The organism is Pseudomonas sp. NFACC16-2, assembly GCF_900119205.1.
In the GTDB taxonomy this organism is placed as follows: Bacteria; Pseudomonadota; Gammaproteobacteria; order Pseudomonadales; family Pseudomonadaceae; genus Aquipseudomonas; species Aquipseudomonas fluorescens_Q.
This window is the reverse complement of sequence record NZ_FPIX01000028.1, coordinates 18,828-37,876: the sequence shown is the minus strand read 5'-3', so window position 1 is coordinate 37,876 and position 19,049 is coordinate 18,828. Positions and strand designations below refer to the sequence as shown.

The following is a 19,049-nucleotide window of genomic DNA, read 5'->3' as shown; positions in this document are numbered from 1 at the left end:
CTGAATCCAAGATGAAATTTTCCCAGTTCTTCATTTCGCGGCCGATCTTCGCAGCAGTGCTTTCGCTGCTGATCCTGATCGCCGGCGCCATCTCGCTGTTCCAATTGCCGATCAGCGAATACCCGGAAGTCGTGCCGCCGACCGTGGTCGTGCGCGCCAACTTCCCGGGCGCCAACCCCAAGGTCATCGGCGAAACCGTGGCCGCGCCCCTGGAGCAGGCCATCACCGGTGTCGAGAACATGCTGTACATGTCCTCGCAATCCACCGCTGACGGCAAGATCACCTTGACCATCACCTTCGCCCTGGGCACCGACCTGGACAACGCCCAGGTGCAGGTGCAGAACCGCGTCACCCGGACCGAGCCCAAGCTGCCGGAAGAAGTGACCCGGATCGGCATCACGGTGGACAAGGCGTCGCCCGACCTGACCATGGTCGTGCACTTGACCTCGCCGGACAAACGCTACGACATGCTCTACCTGTCCAACTACGCCCTGCTCAACATCAAGGATGAGTTGGCGCGCCTGGGCGGCGTGGGGGATGTGCAGCTGTTCGGCATGGGTGACTATTCCCTGCGGGTCTGGCTGGATCCGAACAAGACCGCTTCACGCAACCTGACCGCCACCGACGTGGTCACCGCGATCCGTGAACAGAACCGCCAGGTGGCTGCCGGCGCCCTGGGTGCGCCACCGGCGCCGAATGCCCAGGCGTTCCAGTTGTCGATCAACACCCAGGGGCGCCTGGTCAATGAAGAAGAGTTCGAGAACATCATCATTCGTTCCGGTGCCAACGGTGAGATCACTCGTCTGAAGGACATCGCACGGGTGGAGCTGGGCTCCAGCCAGTACGCCCTGCGCTCGCTGCTGGACAACCAGCCGGCGGTGGCGATCCCGATCTTCCAGCGTCCTGGCTCCAACGCCATCCAGATCTCCAACGACGTTCGCGCCAAGATGGAAGAACTGAAGAAAGGCTTCCCGGCGGGAATGGACTACAGCATCGTCTATGACCCGACGATCTTCGTCCGCGGTTCCATCGAGGCGGTGGTCCACACCCTGTTCGAAGCACTGATTCTCGTGGTGCTGGTGGTGATCCTGTTCCTGCAGACCTGGCGCGCCTCGATCATCCCGCTGGTAGCGGTTCCGGTCTCGCTGATCGGTACGTTCGCGGTGATGCACCTGTTCGGCTTCTCACTCAACGCCCTCTCGCTGTTCGGCCTGGTATTGGCGATCGGTATCGTGGTGGACGACGCCATCGTGGTGGTGGAGAACGTCGAGCGGAACATCGAGCTGGGCCTGGCCCCGGTGGAAGCGACCAAAAAAGCGATGGGGGAAGTGACCGGGCCGATCATCGCCACCGCCCTGGTGCTGTGCGCGGTGTTCGTGCCGGCGGCATTCATCAGCGGCCTGACCGGACAGTTCTATAAACAGTTCGCCCTGACCATTGCCATCTCCACGGTGATTTCGGCGATCAACTCCCTGACCCTGTCGCCAGCCTTGGCCGCGGTGTTGCTCAAGGGCCATGACGCGCCCAAGGACCGTTTCTCCAAGTTCCTGGACAAGGTCTTCGGTGGCTGGCTGTTCCGTCCGTTCAACCGCTTCTTCGAACGCGCCAGCCATGGCTATGTCGGCACGGTTGCCCGCGTGATCCGCAGCAGCGGCATCGCCCTGGTGCTCTATGCAGGCCTGATGGTGTTGACCTTCTTCGGTTTCTCCACCACCCCGACCGGTTTCGTGCCCGGCCAGGACAAGCAGTACCTGGTGGCCTTCGCCCAACTGCCGGATGCCGCGAGCCTGGACCGTACCGAAGACGTGATCAAGCGCATGTCGGACCTGGCCCTCAAGCAACCGGGCGTGGAAAGCGCCGTGGCCTTCCCGGGCCTGTCGATCAACGGTTTCACCAACAGCCCGAACGCCGGCATCGTGTTCGTGACCCTCAAGCCTTTCGATGAGCGCAAGGACCCGAGCATGTCGGCCGGTGCCATCGCCGGCGCCTTGAACGGCCAGTACGCCGGGATCCAGGAAGCCTACATGGCGATCTTCCCGCCACCGCCGGTACAGGGCCTGGGCACGATCGGTGGTTTCCGCCTGCAAATCGAAGACCGGGGCAACCTGGGCTACGACGAGCTGTACAAAGAAACCATGAACATCATCACCAAGAGCCGTAGCGTGCCGGAACTGGCCGGGTTGTTCACCAGCTACACCGTGAACGTGCCCCAGGTCGATGCCGCCATCGACCGTGAAAAAGCCAAGACCCACGGCGTGGCCGTCAGCGACATCTTCGACACCCTGCAGATCTACCTGGGTTCGCTGTATGCCAACGACTTCAACCGCTTCGGTCGCACCTATCAGGTCAACGTCCAGGCCGAGCAGCAATTCCGTCTCGAGTCGGACCAGATCGGCCAGCTCAAGGTGCGCAACAACCGTGGCGAAATGATCCCGCTGGCGACCTTCATCAAGGTCAGCGATACCTCGGGGCCAGACCGCGTGATGCACTACAACGGCTTCATCACCGCTGAAATCAACGGTGCCGCCGCCCCGGGCTACAGCTCCGGCCAGGCTGAAAAAGCCATCGAGAAACTGCTCAAGGACGAATTGCCCAACGGCATGACGTACGAGTGGACCGACCTGACGTACCAGCAGATCCTCTCGGGCAACACCGCGCTGTTCGTGTTCCCGCTCTGCGTACTGCTGGCGTTCCTGGTGCTCGCGGCACAGTACGAAAGCTGGAGCCTGCCATTGGCGGTGATCCTGATCGTACCGATGACCCTGCTGTCGGCCATTACCGGGGTGATTCTCTCCGGCGGCGACAACAACATCTTTACCCAGATCGGCTTGATCGTACTGGTGGGGCTTGCCTGCAAGAACGCGATCCTGATCGTCGAGTTCGCCAAGGATAAACAGCTCGAAGGCATGAACCCGCTGGCGGCGGTCCTCGAAGCGTGCCGCCTGCGTCTGCGGCCGATCCTGATGACCTCCTTCGCCTTCATCATGGGCGTGGTGCCCCTGGTGTTCTCCAGCGGTGCTGGTGCGGAAATGCGCCATGCCATGGGTGTGGCGGTGTTCTCCGGGATGCTCGGCGTGACCTTCTTCGGCCTGCTGCTTACCCCCGTGTTCTATGTACTGATCCGCAACTTCGTCGAGCGCAGCGAGGCCCGCAAGGCGGCCCGGGCTTTGAAACTGGAGGCGCAACAATGAGTTTGAAAGCGTTCGTGCCGAGCTTGCTGGTATTGGCCTTGAGTGCCTGCGCCGTGGGCCCGGACTACAAGGCCCCGCAAACGGAGGCGGCGAATATCACCACCGCCACCGACGGCGCCGCCGGCCAGAAGAATTTCGACCGTGCCCGGTTCGAAGGCATCTGGTGGCAGCAGTTCGACGACCCGACCCTTAACGCGTTGGTGACCCGATCCCTGGAAGGCAACCGCGAGTTGCGCGTGGCCTTCGCCCGTTTACGGGCCGCCCGGGCGATTCGCGATGACGCCAGCAATGACGCCATGCCGACCATCACCAGCCGTGCCAGCAGCAACCTGGGCAAAGGCCAGATCCCGACGGGGCAGACAGACGAACGAGTCAACACCGAGCGTTACGACCTCGGCCTGGACATGGCCTGGGAGCTGGACTTGTTCGGGCGCATCCAGCGCAACCTGGAAGCCAGCGACGCCGATCAGCAGGCGGCCGAAGCCGATCTCTATCAGTTGCAGGTGACCATGATCGCCGAGCTGGTGGATGCCTACGGTCAATTGCGCGGTGCGCAACTGCGGGAAAAAATCGCCCTGGCGAACCTGAAGAACCAGCAGGATTCGCGCAAGATCACCGAAAGCCTGCGCGATGCCGGCGTCGGTGATCAGCTCGATGTGGTGCGGGCCGATGCGCGCCTGGCCTCGGTGGAAGCCAGCGTGCCGCAGTTGCAGGCCGAACAGGTGCGCCAACGCAATCGCATCGCCACGTTGCTGGGCGAGCGTGCGGACAAACTCAGCGTGGACCTGAGCCCGAAACAGTTGCCAGCCATCGCCAAGGCCCTGCCCATCGGCGACCCGGGTGAGCTGCTGCAACGACGCCCGGACATTCTCAGTGCCGAACGCCAACTGGCCGCTGCCACGGCGCGCATCGGCGTTGCCAAGGCCGACCTGTTCCCACGGGTCAGCCTGAGCGGTTTCCTCGGTTTCACGGCTGGACGCGGTTCGCAGATCGGCTCCTCGGCGGCCAACGCCTGGGCGCTGGGCCCGAGCATTACCTGGGCCGCTTTCGACCTGGGCAGCGTGCGGGCGCGCTTGCGCGGTGCCAACGCCGAGGCGGACGGCGCCCTGGCGACCTACGAACAGCAAGTACTGCTGGCCCTGGAAGAATCGGAAAACGCCTTCAGTGACTACGGCAAGCGCCAACAACGGCTGATCTCGCTGATCCGCCAGAGTGAATCGAGCCGTGCCGCCGCCGACCTGGCCGAGATTCGCTACCGCGAAGGCACCGTGGACTTCCTCGTGCTGCTCGACGCCCAACGCGAACGCCTGGCCGCCGAAGACACCCAGGCCCAGGCCGAAGTGGACCTGTACCGCGGCATCGTCGCAATCTACAAGGCCCTGGGCGGCGGCTGGAAACCGGAGACCGTTGCCAGCAACTGACCCCCTTCTCAACCGAGCTCCTTTGGTTGGCCGCAACCGACCAATTCTTTGCCCCGCGTCTCATTCGAACGCGGGGCTTTTTTTGCCTTTCGCCCCACAACCCACCGTGAAGGGGCCCATTGTGGGAGCTTGCCCGCGACAGCGATGGGTCAATTGGCGGTGATGTCGGATGCGCAACCGCCATCGCGAGCAAACTCGCGCCCACAGGTCCGTTACCGCCGTGACAAGGTTTGACTCAAGCCGCCACCTGGTCGAAGCTTGCGGCATTTCACGCTTCTGGTAATGGATTCCCTGCATGCCCTCGCCTCGCCGCCGCAACCTGCTCCTCAGCCTCTGTGTCCTGTTGTTGATCGGTCTTGTCGCGCTATGGCTGCGCAGCACCACGCCGCAAATCCCTGAGGCGATCAAGCGTGGCTACAGTGAAGCCTTGGAACACGCCCGCAACGGGCAGCCAGGGGCGGCGCGGATGCTTTACCAGCAATTGGGGCGTCCGGACCTTTCGCCCAAACGCCGCGTGTGGCTGCACGCCGAACTGCCCAACTACCCCAGCCCCCAAGCCCTGAAGCTGGCGGACACGGACCTGCACAACGAATCGCCGGACGTGCGTCGAGCCGCCATCGGTAGCGTCGTCGGGCTGGTACCGACAGGCCAGCGCAGCCTGTTGCTCGGCCCGCTCCTGGATGATGATGACCAGAACGTCCGATTCGCCGCCGTGAACGCGCTGCTGGGCTTGTCGCCGGATGATCTCGGCCTGTATTTCGGGGCGATGCAGTTAGCCATCGACACCTGGGAACAGGTGCTCGAGGACGGTCCGAAAACCGCTGAGACCCACTGCCAGCTCGCCCGACTGCACCTGCACAACGCCGAACTGAAGAAAGCCCAACGGGCCCTTGAACAGGCGTTGCGCCTGCAACCGGACAACCTGCCAGCGCTGGTCATGCAGATCGAGGTACTGGACAAACAGGGCCAAAGCGAAGCCGCGCGATTATTGCTCGCCCGACAGTTGCAAACCCAGCCAGCGTCGGCTTATCTGCAACATGCGCTGGGCATGTGGCTGCTGCAACACGGCCAGAACGAGTATGCGGTGCTCGGCTTGGCAAAAGCGGTGGAGCTGGAGCCCGAGAACCGCCATTACCGTTATGACCTGGCGACCACCCTGCATGCCGAACAGGAAGTGGAAGCGGCGCAGAAACAGCTGCAGGAAATCGTCCAGCGCTATCCCGCCGACCGCAAGGCACGGGTGCTGCTGATCAACTATTGGAAGGAGACCGGCCAATTACAGAATGTTCAAATCCTGCTGGCGCAACTTGAACAGTTGAACCCGGACGATCCGGCGCTGCAACAGGGCCTCTAGGCCCTTTGTGGCACACCGAAAGTTGTGCAATACACCGCGTTTTATCGATGTAAGCGGAACCGCCATCACCGCCAAAGGTCAAGTGTTCAGGCAGTTGAATTCAGGCGTTACCCCGCCTGCTGCCCCACTTCCCTAGTCATGAGAGGGCTATTTTTGTCTACATCTAACGAGTTGATCAGTGCAAAAGCCGCCACCGGCATCGAAGGACTGGACGATGTCCTTTCCGGTGGATTGTCCCGCGGCCATGTGTTCCTGCTCGAGGGGGAACCAGGGACGGGTAAGACCACGGTCGCGCTGCATTTTCTGTTGGCCGGCGCCAAGGCTGGCGAGCGCTCGTTGTACATTACGCTATCGGAAACCGAGCGTGAGCTGCGTCAGGGCGCAACCTCCCACGGGTGGACGCTGGACGACAACATTCATATTTTCGAACTGACCCCGCCCGAAAGCCTGCTCAATGCCGAGCACCAGCAGAGCCTGCTGTATTCCTCGGACCTGGAGCTGGGCGAAGCGACCCGGCAGATCTTCGAAGTGGTCGAACGGGTCAAGCCGACCCGGGTGGTGCTCGACAGCCTGTCGGAGATTCGCCTGCTGGCGCAAAGCTCCCTGCGCTATCGTCGCCAGATCCTCGCGATCAAGCACTACTTCGTGCGCTACGACGCCACGGTCCTGCTGCTCGACGACCTGACCACCGAGTCCCTGGACAAGACCGTCCACAGTGTCGCCCACGGGGTGATTCGCCTGGAAGAACTGACGCCCAACTATGGCGCCGAACGGCGGCGGATCCGGGTGGTCAAGTATCGCGGGCAGAAATACCGCGGCGGTTACCATGACTTCACCATCATGGGCGACGGCGTACACGTCTTCCCACGCCTAGTGGCCGCCGAGCACCGAGGCCAATACCTGCGCCAGCAACTCTCCAGCGGCATCGGCGAAATGGACGCCCTGCTGGGTGGCGGTATCGAAACCGGCTCCAGCACGTTGATTCTCGGCCCGGCGGGGACCGGCAAATCGCTGATAGCAATGATTTTTGCCGCCGCAGCCGTACATCGTGGCGAGAAAGCCGCGCTGTTCATCTTCGATGAAGAACTGGGCTTGTTGTTCGAACGCATGAAAAACATCGGCATCGACCTGCAAGCCCTGCAAGAGACCGGCAACCTGCTGATCGAACAAGTGGACGCCGCCGAGCTGTCCCCTGGCGAGTTCTCCCACCGCGTGCGCCGTTGTGTCGATGAGGGAGACATCAAGACCGTGATCATCGACAGCATCAATGGCTATCAGGCGGCCATGCCGGAGGAGAACGCCCTGGTCCTGCACATGCATGAATTGTTGCTCTACCTCAACCGCAAGGGCGCGGCGACCTTCATGACTGTTGCACAGCACGGTCTGGTGGGCGACATGCAAGCGCCCGTCGACATTACTTACCTGGCTGACACGGTGGTTCTTTTGCGTTATTTCGAAGCACTGGGCAAGGTGCGCCGGGCGATTTCCATCATCAAGAAACGCACGGGCAGCCATGAGTCGACCATCCGCGAATACCGCATCAGCGGCTTGGGCATGACCATCGGCGAGCCGCTCGAGGCGTTCCAAGGCGTCTTGCGAGGGGTTCCCACTTATATGGGCGAGAGCAACCCGCTGCTCAGGGATGAACACCGGTGACGCTGGCCGAGCCCCTGTCCGAGCGGGCGCTGATCCTCGCACCGCTGGGACGGGACAGCCAGATCGCCTTGATGATCCTCAATGAAGCCGGTTTTGCCGGTCTCATCTGCCGTCATCTGGGCCATTTGTGCGAAGAATTGGAAAAAGGTGCCGGCCTGTTGGTGATTTCCTCGGAAGCGCTGGTGGGGCCTGATCTGGAAGCGCTGTTCCTGTACATCGAGCAGCAGCCGGCCTGGTCCGACCTGCCCATTGTCTTGCTGACCCATCACGGCGGCCCGGAACAGAACCCGGCGGCGCGTATCGGTACGCAACTGGGCAACGTGACCTTCCTTGAGCGCCCTTTCCATCCAGTGACCCTGATCAGCCTGGTGACCACCGCCCTGCGAGGTCGTCGAAGGCAGTACGAAGCCCGCGACCGCCTGATTGACCTGAGCAACAGCGAACTGCGCCTGCAAACCACCCTTGAAACCCTTGAACAGCAAGTGGAAGAACGCACCGCCCAGTTGCGCCATAACGAAGAGGCCTTGCGCCAGTCACAGAAAATGGAAGCAGTCGGCCAACTCACCGGGGGTATCGCCCACGACTTCAACAACATGCTCACCGGAATCATCGGCAGCCTCGAACTGCTGCGCCGGCGCCTGGCCCGGGGCCGCACCGAGGACCTGGACAGCCTGATCGACCTGGGCGTGACCTCGGCCAACCGCGCCGCCGGCCTGACCCATCGCCTGCTGGCGTTTTCCCGTCGGCAATCACTGGACTCCAAGGCCGTCCAGATGAATACGCTGGTACTGTCCATGGGCGAGTTGCTGCAACGCAGCCTCAACGAAAGCATCCGCCTGGACATGCAGCTGGACGAGCAGTTGTGGGTCGCCGAAGCCGACCCCAACCAGCTGGAAAGCGCCCTGCTCAACCTGGTCCTAAACGCCCGGGATGCCATGCCCAATGGCGGGAACCTGGTGGTAAAGACCTGCAACCAGCACCTGGACGCCGACTTTACCGACGCCTACACCAACCTGGAACCCGGCGACTATGTGGTGCTGAGCGTGCAGGACAGCGGTTGCGGCATGCCCGAAGCGATCATCGGTCGTGCGTTCGATCCGTTCTTCACCACCAAGCCAATCGGCCAGGGCACCGGGCTGGGCCTGTCGATGATCTATGGGTTCAGCAAACAATCGCGCGGGCATGTGACCATCGACAGCGAAGTCGACAAAGGCACCACTGTGAACCTTTACCTGCCGCGCTTTCGCGGCGAGGAAATACACGAACCACAGGTCACCACCCCACATGCACCGCATGCGCAGGACGGTGAGACCGTGCTGATCGTCGAGGACGATCCAGCGGTGCGAATACTGGTGAGCGCGGTGTTGAGCGAGTTGGGCTATGCCTTTGTGGAAGCGGCCGACGCCAACGGCGCCGTACCAATCCTCCAGTCAGGCCAACGCATCGACCTGCTGATCAGCGACGTGGGCCTGCCCGGCATGAATGGCCGGCAACTGGCGGAAATCGGCCGGCAGCTCCGCCCGGACCTGCGGGTACTGTTCATCACCGGTTACGCGGAACATGCCGCCGTACGCGGCGGTTTCCTTGACCCGGGGATGCAGATGATCACCAAGCCATTCACGTTTGATTTGTTGACAGCCAAGGTGCGGGAGATGATCACGGTTTGAGCCGATTGAATGTCGCTTGTGGCGAGGGGATTTATCCCCGTTGGGCTGCGAAGCAGCCCTGAAACCTCAACTCGGTGTGCCAGGTAGATTACGTCGGCCTTTTGGGGGCTGCTTCGCAGCCCAGCGGGGATAAATCCCCTCGCCACACAAGCCATGTCCCCAGCCCAGACAAAACCTACGACAACATCGACTGCATGATGCGCTGCAACTCATCCAGGTCGAACGGCTTGTCCAGGATCGGCGCCTTGCGGGTAATGGGGCTGTCAGTGTCGCGCACTTCCTGCGCGTAACCACTGATGAAAATGACCTTCAGCTCAGGACGCAACTTGACCGCAGGCTCGGCGATCTGCACCCCGGAGATACCACCCGGCAGGCGGAAATCGGTAATCATCATGTCCAGATGAGGCTTGCTCGCCAGGATCTCGAACGCCTGGGCACCGTTTTCGGCCTGTAGCACCCGGTATCCCTCGCCCGACAGGTAGGCCGACAACACCATCAGGATCGACGGGTCATCCTCGACGATCAATACAACATCTTGCGCATCTTCACTCATGAGAAGCCTTTGTTCGATCAATAGCTGCTGATACGACCTTGGGGTCTCGCAGAGGTTGCGTCTGTTCGGCGGTTTTGTCCAAGACAGTTTTCTGCAAAGGCAGGCAAACACGAAACAAGGCCCCTTCATGGAGGCGACTGTTGACCGTGATTGTCCCGCCATGGGCCGTGACAATCTGCTCGGAAATGAACAGCCCCAGCCCAAGGCCGGCTGCAGCCGCCTTGGACGATACGCGTTCGAACTGCTGGAAAATACGTTTCTGGTTTTCCTCGCTGATACCGATGCCATGGTCCTGGACCTCGATACAGGCGTGGTCGGGCGTCTTGTAGACGCGCACCTCGATCGGGCCCTTGCCGCCGTAGCGCAACGCATTGGTCAACAAGTTCGAGATCACCTGCTCGATACGAAACTCATCCCAAAGCCCCTCCACCGACGGTTCAGCCAGGCAGGTCAACGAGCATTCGGCAACGGCGATCTGCGGCTGAAAATTGCGCAGCAGATTTTCCACCAATGTTGTCAAGTTGAAGCGGGTCGGACGAATCGACAGCTTGCCGGTGCGAATCCGCGAGACATCCAGCATGTCCTCGATCAGCCGGATCAGGCTCTTGATCTGCCGTTCATCGCGCTCAACCATTGCCCGCACCTTGTCCAGGCTGAAGGCCGCGGCGTTGTCCCGGGCCAGGTGCATCTTGCGCAGTTGTGTCTCGAGGATAAGGCCATTGAGGGGCGTGCGCACCTCGTGGGCGACGATGGACATGAAGTCGTCACGCATGCGCACCGCTTGCTCCAGCTCGCCCCGGGTGGCCTCAAGTTGCTGCAGCAGAACCTCCTGCTCGCGGCGACTCTGCTCAAGGGCTACGACCTGCTCCTTCATGGCCTTTCGTTGGCGGTACAACTCGACGAACACATTGACCTTGCTTTTGACCGCCTGGGTGTCCAGCGGCTTGTGCAGGAAGTCCACCGCACCGTTTTCATAACCGGTAAAGGCATAGTTGCGTTCACGACCTGCGGCACTGACAAAAATGATAGGGATGCTGCGGGTCTTCTCCGTGCCGCGCATCAGCTCGGCCAGTTGGAAACCGTTCATGTCCGGCATCTGCACATCGATGATGGCCAGGGCAAAGTCGTGTTGCAGCAGCAGGGACAGTGCTTCGTCCGCCGACAGGGCCTTGAAGACCTCGCGGTCGCCCCCCTTGATCAACGCTTCCAGGGCCAACAGATTCTCAGGCAGATCATCGACGATCAGCAGTTTGGCTTGAATATCTCTTGGCATGTGGTTCATTCCAGCCCGGCCAGCAATTGGCCGATGCCTTGCAAAGTAAGGATATGGTCGGGTTCGTGCAAGGCCAGCGCCGCTTCGGGCATGGTCGAGACCTGGGCTTCATTGGGGTCCTGGACCACCGTGATCCCGCCCAGCGCCCTGACCTTCGCCAAGCCACAGGCGCCATCGTTGTTGGCGCCGGTCAGCACCACGGCCAGCAATTTCTGGCCGTAGACATCGGCGGCCGATTCAAACAACACATCGATGGACGGTCGCGAATGATGCAGCGGCTCCTCCAGGCTCAACGACAGGCTACGGTCAGCCTCGACCGACAAGTGATAGCCGGGCGTGGCGACATACAAGGTTCCCGGCACGATGTCTTGCTTGTCCCGGGCTTCCTCCACCGGCACCGCCAGACGATGTCCGAAGACACGGGCCAGTTGGCTTTCGCGCTCGTCCGGCAAATGCAATACCACCAAAATGGGCACGCCAAAGCCTTTGCGCAGGTGTCCGAAGACCTTGAGCAGCGCGTCGACGCCACCGGCCGAGGCACCGACGACAATGGCCTCGATGGGCGGGTTGGATCTGTCCTTCGTCTGGTTCATAACTTGCGATAGATCCGTTCCTGTTTGACCAACGGCTCGAATCGATGGCCGTAAGCCGAGAAATCCAACGTCTCCTTACTGCCCAATACCAGGAAACCACGGTGACAAAGGGACTCATGAAACAAGCCGAACGCCCGATCCTGTAGCTTTTTATTGAAATATATCAATACATTACGACATGAAATTAACTGAGTTTCTGAAAAGACACTGTCGGTCGCCAGGCTGTGATCGGCAAAGGTCACGTTCTCGCACAAGGTCTTGTCGAACATCGCATAATCGTAGGCGGCGGTATAGTAATCGGCAAACGAGCGCCGGCCTCCGGCGGCCTGGTAGTTCTGGGTGTAGGTACGCACGTTCTCCAGGGAGAAAATCCCCTGCTTGGCTTTTTCCAACGAGCGCGGGTTGATATCGGTGGCATAGATGAGCGTGCGGTCCAGCAGGCCTTCTTCGCGCAGCAGGATCGCCATGGAGTAGACCTCCTCCCCCGTGCTGCAACCGGCGATCCAGATCTTGAGCGAAGGATACGTCCTGAGCAGCGGCACGATTTCCTCGCGAATGGCCAGGAAATGCGTGGGGTCGCGAAACATCTCGCTGACCGGGATCGTCAGCAGTTGCAGCAGCTGCATGAACGCCCCCGGGTTATGCAGCACGCGCTCCTGCAAGGCCGAAATGGTCTTGCACTCGAACTGGCTCAGCGCATGGTGGACCCGGCGCTTGATGGACGCACCGGAATAGTCGCGAAAATCGTAGCTGTACTTGAGGTAGATCGCTTCGATCAACAAACGAAGTTCAATGTCAGTGTCACGTTCCACTAAATTCTTTCCATATTCGGCAACCACACGCGAATCAGCGAGAACAGACGATCCAGATCGATCGGTTTGGCCAGGTAGTCGTTGGAACCCGCCGCCAGGCAGCGCTCCTGATCATCCTTCATGGCCTTGGCCGTCACGGCAATAACGGGCAGCTTGCGCCAGCGCGGGTCCTTGCGGATCAGCGCGGTGGCTTCGAAACCGTCCATCTCCGGCATCATTACATCCATCAGCACCAGGTCGATGTCGTCGAATTCGTTCAGGCGATCGATCGCCTCCAGGCCGTTACGGCCAATGACAACAATCGCCCCCTTCGCCTCCAAGGCGCTGGTCAGGGCAAAGATGTTGCGCACATCGTCATCCACCAGCAGCACCTTGCGGCCTTCAAACACCTTGTCGCGGCTACGGGCGGTCTTGAGCATCCGCTGCCGTTCATGGGACAACCGGGATTCGACTTTGTGCAGAAAGAGTGTCACCTCGTCCAGCAAGCGCTCTGGCGAACGGGCACCCTTGATGATGATCGAGCGCGAATACTTGCGCAGTTCGGCCTCTTCGTCGCGGGTCAGGTTGCGCCCGGTGTAGACGATCACCGGCGGGAAGGAACAGATGTCTTCGCTGGACATGCGCTTGAGCAGGTCATTGCCGAGCATGTCCGGCAACTTGAGGTCGATGATCATGCAGTCGTAGACGTTGGTGCGCAGCAGGTCCAGGGCTTGCTGGGCCAGGCCAACAGCGGTGATCTCGATATCATCGTCGCCGATCAGGCGGGTAATACTGTCGCGCTGCAGGTCATCGTCCTCCACCAGCAGCACCCGCTTGACCTTCTGGGTCAGCTTGGCTTCCAGGCGGGCGAAGACATCCTTGAGTTCTTCGCGGGTGGTCGGTTTGACGGCATAGCCGATGGCGCCCATGTGCATGGCGGCTTCTACGCGGTCTTCGACGGAAATCACATGCACCGGAATGTGCCGGGTTTCGGCCCGCTCCTTCAGCCGCTGCAGCACCGTCAGCCCGGAATGATCCGGCAGGCGCATGTCCAAAAGGATCGCGTCGGGAGCCAGTTGCAAGGCCAGGTCGAAGCCTTCATCGGCACCGTGGGCCACCAGGCACTGGTAACCGAGCTCATGGGCCAGGTCGAACAGGATGCGGGCGAACTTGGGCTCGTCCTCGATCACCAGGATGCATCGGGTATCGAACGGCGCCTTGTCGCGGTCGTCGGCAAATCGGGCAATCGGCGTATCCACTTCAGCGATCAGCGGTGCCGGTGCGGTTTTTGGTGCAGCCGGCGCTGGCGCGGTGGCCGTCGGGATGAATGTCAACGGTTCTATCGGCGATTCCCCGGGCTCGACATAACGTTCAGGCATCACCAGCGTAAACACGCTGCCCTGCCCCGGCTCGCTGGAAACGCTGATCGAGCCGCCCAACAACGTGGCCAGGTCCCGGGAAATCGACAACCCCAGGCCGGTGCCACCGTAACGACGATTAGTCGTGCCATCGGCCTGGCGGAACGCTTCGAAGATACTTTGCTGCTGATCGGCGGCGATGCCGATCCCGGAGTCGCGCACCATGAACGCGATGCCCGAGCCCGGCTGCCCGGCCACCGATAGGCTGACGGTGCCTTGCTCGGTAAATTTCACGGCATTGGACAGCAGGTTCTTGATCACCTGTTCCAGGCGCTGGCGGTCGGTGTAGAGCATCGCTGGCGCATCGGGCAATACCTGGACCTCGAACTCCAGGCCCTTGTCGACTGCCAACGGCTCGAACATGTCCCGCAGGCCCTCCACCAGACGCTGCACGCTGGTGTTCTCCGGGCGCACTTCCAGCTTTCCAGCCTCGACCTTGGAGATGTCGAGAATATCGTTGATCAGGTTCAACAGGTCGTTGCCGGCGGAGTAGATCGACTCGGCAAACTTGACCTGTTCCTCGCTGAGGTTCTGCTGCGGGTTTTCCGACAGCAGTTTGGACAGGATCAACGAACTGTTGAGCGGCGTGCGCAGCTCGTGGGACATGTTGGCCAGGAACTCGGATTTGTACTTGCTCGAACGCTGCAACTCTTCGGCGCGCTCCTGCAACTGGATCTGGGCCAGGTTCAGCTCGCTGTTCTTCTGGTCCATGGCGTCGCGCTGTTCGGCCAATTGCTCGTTGGTCTGCTCCAGTTCCTGCTGCTGGGCTTCCAGGTGGGCCTGGGACTCCTTGAGAATGCGCGACTGCTCTTCCAGTTCCTCGTTGGCAGTCTTGAGCTCTTCCTGCTGCACTTGCAGTTCTTCGTTCAACTGCTGGGTTTCGGCCAGCACTTCCTGCAAGCGCTGGCGATAACGAGCGGCCTCGATGGAGGTGCCGATATTGCCGGAAATCAGCTCCAGCATCTCAATGTCGCGCTCGGTCAATGGCCGCAGGAAGCCCAATTCGATGACACCGTTGATCCGGTCATCGTCACTGGTGGGCGCCACCAACACGCTGTTGGGCAGCCCTTGCCCCAATCCGGAGCTGACTTTCAGGTAATCGTCCGGTACGTCATCCAACCGAATGAGACGCCCCTGTCGGACGGCTTGGCCAGCAATACCTTCACCGTCGACGATCACCTGCTGCTGCGCGTCATCCTCCCGGGACAAGCCATAGCTGGCGACGCGCTTGAGCAGGCCATTTTCTTCCCGTACATAGAGCGCAGCGACCGCCACCCCCAGGTACTTCGCACAGAACTGCAAGATATTGCGGCCCAACAAGTCCAGGGACAACTGTCCCAGGACCTGCTCGGCCAGCTGCGTCTGGCCATTGCGCAACCAAGCCTGCTTCTCCAGGTGCAGGGCGCTGCGTTGCTGGACTTTCAGGCTGGCGCTGTAGCTCTCGGACAAGCTCAACAGATCCCGGCGACCGACGTAGGCCAGCAATCCACTGACTGCGGCGACGAACAGCAGATACAGGGCGATACTCCAGACCGTGGTGGCGCGCACCTCCGCATTGCGCGCCGCACGCAGTTGCTGCTCGGTCTCGACAATTTCTTCGAAGGACTGGCGAATCTCGTCGGTCAGGCGCTTGCCGCGCCCGGCCTTCACCGCCCCCCGGTAATCGCCACTGGTACGTTGCAGGTCGATCATGCTCTGGGCGTAATTGGCCCACTCGGTCTGGAGCGCTTGTATCTTGTGCAGGCGGTCGGTCTGGACAGGGTTGTCGGCTGTCAATTCCAGCAGAGTGTCCAGCGCAACGGTGATCCGGGGCTTGGCGACTTCATAGGGGTCGAGGAAATGCTCGTCACCGCTCAAGAGATAGCCACGCATGCCAGTTTCCAGGTCCACGCTCAGCTTGAACGCCTCGTTGGCGTTATTGATCACCCGGTCGGTGTGGCCGACCCATTGGATCACTGAGAGCAGGTACGTGATAAGGATGATGAAAAACACCGCGCTGAGGGCGCCCATGCCCAGCGGCAGGCTGATATTGCGGCTCAGGAGCTTGCGAAAACTTTGCTCGTCGACCGAAGACGAAGGAGTCATGGAAAGGGCCTTGGTGGACAGTTGAAAACCGTGGAGTTTGCCCGAAAAACGGCGCTTGGATCCACATTATCTGACGAGTCAAAGGCGCAAGTCCCGCGACGATCTACCTTGTAGCAAGGAAGCGACTATCCTTGTCAGCTCTTGTACTATAGATCCTTTCTTGTACAACCTTGGGAACTTGTGCCGCCTCGGAGCTTACTCATAAAAGAGGCTTATGAAAGAGACCGATTTCTTCGAGCCCCTTCCCGACCCCAACCTTCGAGAATGTCAACTATGTCCACCCCCCCTCCTGCCACCCCGCCCACCATCCTGGTCGTCGAAGACGACGACATTGTGCGGATGCTGATCGTCGACGTGCTGGAGGAATTGGAATACCAGGTGCTGGAGGCGGATGGTTGTGAGCAGGCGCTGGCATTTTTAAAAAACGACGCGCAACCCATCGCACTGATGATGACCGACGTCGGCCTGCCGGTCATGGACGGGCGCGAATTGGCGAAACAGGCCCGAGCCGTGCGGCCACAACTGCCTGTGCTGTTTGCCAGCGGTTATGCCGAAAGCATCGATGTGCCAGAAGGCATGTCGGTGATCGGCAAGCCTTTCTCCATCGATCAGTTGCGAGACAAGGTCAAACGCATTCTTTCTTGAGCCGGATCGTATTCTTGGTCACTATCGGCGCCCCGCGCGCCGACAGCGCCTGATCCGCTTCGAGGAACCCCCTGCCCATGCATCACCCCACCGCCACCAAGGTCCTGGTTATCGGCTATGTCTGGCCCGAGCCGCGCTCATCGGCTGCCAGCGGGCATGTCATGCAGATCCTCGACACCTTCCTCGGGCAAGGCTGGGACATCACCTTCAGCAGCCCGGCGGGCCCCGGTGAACAGCGCGCCGACCTGGTCGCGCTGGGTATCCGCGAAGTACCGATCGAACTCAATAGCAGCAGCTTCGACGCCTTCATCAGTGAGCTGGCGCCGGACATCGTGCTGTTCGACCAATTCATGATGGAAGAACAGTTCGGCTGGCGGGTCGAGAAGCACTGCCCCGGTGCCCTGCGGGTGCTGGAGACGTCAGACTTGCAGAGCCTGCGCCACGCTCGGCACCAGCGCTTGAAAGACCGCTTGAAGCAGGATGAGGCTGGCGAGGATTTCAGCGACCTCTTCGCCCCAGCCCTGGACGAGGAGTTCCAGCGGATGGCCGACACCGACCTGGCCAAACGGGAAATCGCCGCATTGTACCGCTGCGACCTCAACCTGATGGTGTCCGAGGTTGAAATCGAACTGTTGGTGGAGCACTTCGGGTTGCCCCGCAACCTGCTGCACTGGTGCCCGTTGATGCTGGACCTGCCCGGCGAGCCGTCGGCGCCGTTCGAGGACCGGGCGCATTTCCTGAGCATCGGCAACTTTCGCCACGCACCGAACTGGGACGCCGTGCTCTGGATGAAAAACGCCATCTGGCCACTGATCCGCCAACAATTACCCGGCGCGCAGCTGCACCTGTACGGCGCCTACACCCCGCCCAAGGCCGCCGCGCTGCATAACCCGGCCCAGGGTTTTCACATCATGAACTGGGCGGAGGACGCCTTGCAGGTGATGTCGGCGGCACGCATCTGCCTGGCGCCGCTGCGTTTCGGCGCCGGCATCAAGGGCAAGCTGATCGATGCCATGCTCTGCGGCACCCCCAACGTCACCACGCCCGTGGGGGCCGAAGCCATGCACGGCGACATGCCCTGGCCCGGCGCAATTGCCCAGAGCGCCGAAGGCATCGCCAATGCGGCGGTGCAGTTGTATCGCGATCAGGCGCGCTGGACCCAGGCCCAGGATGCTGGCCTCGCCCTGCTGGAAAATCGCTACCGGCAACAGGTGCACGGCCCGGCACTGATCGACATCATCAACGCTTGCCGGGCGGACCTGGCACAACGACGTCGGGACAATTTCACCGGCAGCATGCTGCGTCACCACCAGCACAAAAGCACCCAATACATGTCCCAGTGGATCGAAGAAAAAAACCGCAACGGTTAGACGTCAGAGTGGCAGCCGCCTGGCGAAGGGGGCATTATCCAATGGCGATAACAATAAAAGCGCCAGGCCCATGACCCGTACAGCCAGAATCACCGACCCCTCCTACGAGTTGATGGACGACCATAATGGGTTGTCCATCATCTACCGTCAGCACGGTTTTCCCTGCCCGCTGGTGCGCTGGCATTTCCACAAGGAATACGAGCTGCACTTGATCGTCGCCAGTTCCGGCAAAGTGTTCATTGGCGATTACATCGGCAACTTCTATCCGCAGTCACTGTTCCTCACCGGCCCCAACCTGCCCCATAACTGGATCAGCCAGGTGGCCGAAGACGAAGTGGTGCACAAGCGCGACATGCTGGTGAACTTCACTGACGAGTTGTTCGAAAGTGGCCACCAGGTGTTCGCTGAACTCAAGACTGTCGCACCGCTGCTCGAACGTGCCCAGTACGGCATCGAGTTCCGCTGCAAGCGCACCATCCGCCAGGCCATGACCCTGATGCAGCGCATCGCCGATTCCCAAGGCATGAGCCGCCTGGGGCATTTTTTCATCCTGATGGAGCTGCTGGCCGCCACGGATGACTACCAACTGCTGTCCGGCGCGACCTCTGCGCAAACGGCGGACGAACACAGCATCGACCGCACCAACCGCGCGGTGGACTACATCTTTGCCCATTACGCCCGGGAACTGTCCCTGGAAGAAGTGGCCGAGCACCTGGGCATGAAACCCACCTATTTCAGCCGGGTGTTCAAACAGGCCACCGGTCGCTGCTTCATCGAATTCGTCAATCGCCTGCGCATCAGCAAATCCTGCGAGTTGCTGGCCGACGGTGATAAACCGGTGACGGACGTGTGCTTTGAATCGGGCTTCAACAACATTTCCAATTTCAACCGGCGTTTCCAGCAGCTCAAGGGCATGACCCCATCCCACTACCGGCGACTGGCGGTGCAGCGGTTGACCGAGCAGAACCAGGGCTGACATTTTCTCGACTCAATTGCCTGGATCAGGGACAGGGTGGACCTGTGGCGAGGGGA

13 protein-coding genes are annotated in these 19,049 nt (G+C 60.9%); 8 read left to right on the top strand and 5 right to left on the bottom strand.

The features are described from left to right. The first annotated feature begins 11 nt into the window (after positions 1-11). The 5 genes from BT116_RS20770 (at position 12) to BT116_RS20750 (ending at position 9,289) form a co-directional block, all read left to right on the top strand. The gene (locus BT116_RS20770) at positions 12-3,191 is read left to right on the top strand and encodes an efflux RND transporter permease subunit (protein ID WP_072346803.1); all 3,180 of its coding nucleotides are present in this window, start codon (positions 12-14) and stop codon (positions 3,189-3,191) included. Further along, on the top strand, positions 3,188-4,612 hold the full coding sequence (locus BT116_RS20765; protein ID WP_072346801.1) for an efflux transporter outer membrane subunit: 1,425 nt from the start codon (positions 3,188-3,190) through the stop codon (positions 4,610-4,612). Before BT116_RS20770 ends, BT116_RS20765 begins: the two co-directional genes overlap by 4 nt. Before the next feature lie 295 nt (positions 4,613-4,907). Then, a complete protein-coding gene (locus BT116_RS20760) occupies positions 4,908-5,966 on the top strand; it encodes a tetratricopeptide repeat protein (RefSeq protein ID WP_072346799.1) in 1,059 nt (352 codons plus the stop codon). Positions 5,967-6,119: 153 nt separating this feature from the next. Beyond that, positions 6,120-7,622, top strand: coding sequence for an ATPase domain-containing protein (locus BT116_RS20755; RefSeq protein WP_072346797.1), 1,503 nt, complete (start codon positions 6,120-6,122; stop codon positions 7,620-7,622). Next, positions 7,619-9,289 (top strand): response regulator, encoded by a 1,671-nt coding sequence (locus BT116_RS20750; RefSeq protein WP_072346795.1) that lies wholly within the window; start codon positions 7,619-7,621, stop codon positions 9,287-9,289. The genes BT116_RS20755 and BT116_RS20750 overlap by 4 nt, the downstream gene beginning before the upstream one ends. A 175-nt stretch (positions 9,290-9,464) precedes the next feature. Here the strand turns inward: BT116_RS20750 and BT116_RS20745 are convergent, their stop codons facing one another. From BT116_RS20745 to BT116_RS20725, 5 genes are read right to left on the bottom strand one after another with little or no spacing between them, the layout of a single operon-like run. Next, a complete protein-coding gene (locus tag BT116_RS20745) occupies positions 9,465-9,842 on the bottom strand; it encodes a response regulator (protein ID WP_072346793.1) in 378 nt (125 codons plus the stop codon). Then, positions 9,835-11,115, bottom strand: coding sequence for a hybrid sensor histidine kinase/response regulator (locus BT116_RS20740; RefSeq protein ID WP_072346791.1), 1,281 nt, complete (start codon positions 11,113-11,115; stop codon positions 9,835-9,837). Before BT116_RS20740 ends, BT116_RS20745 begins: the two co-directional genes overlap by 8 nt. A gap of 5 nt (positions 11,116-11,120) precedes the next feature. Beyond that, the gene (locus BT116_RS20735; protein WP_072346789.1) at positions 11,121-11,708 is read right to left on the bottom strand and encodes a chemotaxis protein CheB; all 588 of its coding nucleotides are present in this window, start codon (positions 11,706-11,708) and stop codon (positions 11,121-11,123) included. Continuing rightward, on the bottom strand, positions 11,705-12,520 hold the full coding sequence (locus tag BT116_RS20730; protein ID WP_072346787.1) for a CheR family methyltransferase: 816 nt from the start codon (positions 12,518-12,520) through the stop codon (positions 11,705-11,707). The genes BT116_RS20735 and BT116_RS20730 overlap by 4 nt, the downstream gene beginning before the upstream one ends. Next, the gene (locus BT116_RS20725) at positions 12,520-16,002 is read right to left on the bottom strand and encodes a response regulator (protein ID WP_072346785.1); all 3,483 of its coding nucleotides are present in this window, start codon (positions 16,000-16,002) and stop codon (positions 12,520-12,522) included. The genes BT116_RS20730 and BT116_RS20725 overlap by 1 nt, the downstream gene beginning before the upstream one ends. A 273-nt stretch (positions 16,003-16,275) precedes the next feature. Here BT116_RS20725 and BT116_RS20720 point away from each other — a divergent pair, with 273 nt between their 5' ends. The 3 genes from BT116_RS20720 (at position 16,276) to BT116_RS20710 (ending at position 18,993) form a co-directional block, all read left to right on the top strand. After that, positions 16,276-16,647 (top strand): response regulator, encoded by a 372-nt coding sequence (locus BT116_RS20720; protein WP_072346783.1) that lies wholly within the window; start codon positions 16,276-16,278, stop codon positions 16,645-16,647. Between the two features lie 77 nt (positions 16,648-16,724). Further along, positions 16,725-18,017, top strand: coding sequence for a glycosyltransferase (locus BT116_RS20715; RefSeq protein WP_072346781.1), 1,293 nt, complete (start codon positions 16,725-16,727; stop codon positions 18,015-18,017). Positions 18,018-18,087: 70 nt separating this feature from the next. Beyond that, positions 18,088-18,993 (top strand): AraC family transcriptional regulator, encoded by a 906-nt coding sequence (locus BT116_RS20710; RefSeq protein WP_072346779.1) that lies wholly within the window; start codon positions 18,088-18,090, stop codon positions 18,991-18,993. The last annotated feature ends 56 nt before the right edge of the window (positions 18,994-19,049 follow it).

Bases quoted from the DNA above. Each gene is read 5' to 3' on its own strand.
- BT116_RS20740 (WP_072346791.1), bottom strand. From the start codon at position 11,115: ATGCCAAGAGATATTCAAGCCAAACTGCTGATCGTCGATGATCTGCCT.
- BT116_RS20715 (WP_072346781.1), top strand. From the start codon at position 16,725: ATGCATCACCCCACCGCCACCAAGGTCCTGGTTATCGGCTATGTCTGG.
- BT116_RS20745 (WP_072346793.1), bottom strand. From the start codon at position 9,842: ATGAGTGAAGATGCGCAAGATGTTGTATTGATCGTCGAGGATGACCCG.
- BT116_RS20720 (WP_072346783.1), top strand. From the start codon at position 16,276: ATGTCCACCCCCCCTCCTGCCACCCCGCCCACCATCCTGGTCGTCGAA.
- BT116_RS20760 (WP_072346799.1), top strand. From the start codon at position 4,908: ATGCCCTCGCCTCGCCGCCGCAACCTGCTCCTCAGCCTCTGTGTCCTG.
- BT116_RS20735 (WP_072346789.1), bottom strand. From the start codon at position 11,708: ATGAACCAGACGAAGGACAGATCCAACCCGCCCATCGAGGCCATTGTC.
- BT116_RS20725 (WP_072346785.1), bottom strand. From the start codon at position 16,002: ATGACTCCTTCGTCTTCGGTCGACGAGCAAAGTTTTCGCAAGCTCCTG.
- BT116_RS20770 (WP_072346803.1), top strand. From the start codon at position 12: ATGAAATTTTCCCAGTTCTTCATTTCGCGGCCGATCTTCGCAGCAGTG.
- BT116_RS20765 (WP_072346801.1), top strand. From the start codon at position 3,188: ATGAGTTTGAAAGCGTTCGTGCCGAGCTTGCTGGTATTGGCCTTGAGT.
- BT116_RS20710 (WP_072346779.1), top strand. From the start codon at position 18,088: ATGACCCGTACAGCCAGAATCACCGACCCCTCCTACGAGTTGATGGAC.